The organism is Psychrobacter sp. 1U2, from assembly GCF_051847575.1.
In genome coordinates this window covers 1-1139 of record NZ_JBPYDC010000383.1, presented here as the reverse complement: position 1 = coordinate 1139, position 1139 = coordinate 1, and the positions used below count along the sequence as shown (strand labels likewise).

Here is a 1139-nt window from a genome sequence, read left to right as displayed (position 1 = left end):
AATGTCCCGTTTGATGAGTCCAAATCTTTAATATATAAATCTCCGTTTAAGACACTAAGTAACGCATGATTGCGTGATACTGCCTTACTACCAAGTACGACATCGTTGTCGTTACCGCGTCCGATGGACAAACTGTCATCAACCGTCAGTGTTAAATCACCCAACGCTTCAGTCATTGCGTTAAGCTGCCAAGTCGTTGTCTCTTCTTTAGTCTTTAGCAGGTTGTTGTCATCTAAGTTATTCGTCATCTTGCGACTCCTTATTATAAATTTTTGAAAATATGACCAAATACCATCTTTGGTCATACCGGAAGTTGTTGTTTGTCTTTATTTTACTGTGGCATGAAATAAGGCTTGATAATGGTGTTTAGCTTATCATACGGGATACTTAGCACTGGCATACCGTAGGCATAAGGACCGATAGAGTAATGCTGGTAACGAATATCGATGCCTTTATCCGTTAAAGTTATGTTGTCACTGAACACGAAAGGCCAGCTTTGCTCATAATCATGAGTGTCGCTGGCAACTGTACCGACCCACTTCTTATAAGCATCGTACGCCAATGCCTCAAAGTCTGACTTTTTGCCCTTTTGCAACATGTCTACCAGCTGCACCTGTTGCTTCGTTGTGGAATCAAATACGAGATATTCGCTATACGGCATTCCATGGGCACCGCCTGTAAATATATAGGAATGTATCTCAAATAACTCAAAGTTATCTACATGTCCTAGATATTTAGGCTCTATCGTTAAACGATAAGTAAAAACGCTATCTGCAGGCAAATCAGAAAATTGTGAGGCTGCAAAGTCATCAATAGCTGCTCTAACATCGGCGTGACTATTTTTATTGTTGATAGGTGCCGACTCAGACATTTTACTGTTTACAACTAGATCGTTAATACGTCCATTAACAACCCCGTTTAGCCAGTCATGATTGGTTTTAAGATATTTGATGTCAATTTTTGGACAGTTTTCACGTTTAATACAGCGTTCTTGTAAATGTTTTGGTAAATTATAATCAAGATAGTCTGTTGCACTGATCAAAGTAGTCTCATTGGTAGATAAACTAAAAGCACTCAATAAGATGGCAACGCCAAAAGTAGCAATCGGCTTTATACCTTTGATTGTATTTATATTTTTA

The 1139-nt window shown here is 38.6% G+C and carries 2 protein-coding genes; both read right to left on the bottom strand.

Features of this window, described 5'->3' with window-relative positions; translation table 11 throughout:
- A partial coding sequence (locus ACS8FD_RS16010; protein ID WP_439276574.1) for an FHA domain-containing protein occupies positions 1–248 on the bottom strand: 248 nt, incomplete at its 3' end.
- A gap of 83 nt (positions 249–331) precedes the next feature.
- Complete coding sequence (locus ACS8FD_RS16005; RefSeq protein ID WP_439276575.1) at positions 332–1132, bottom strand: RsiV family protein; 801 nt, start codon at positions 1130–1132, stop codon at positions 332–334.
- Positions 1133–1139 lie beyond the last annotated feature (7 nt).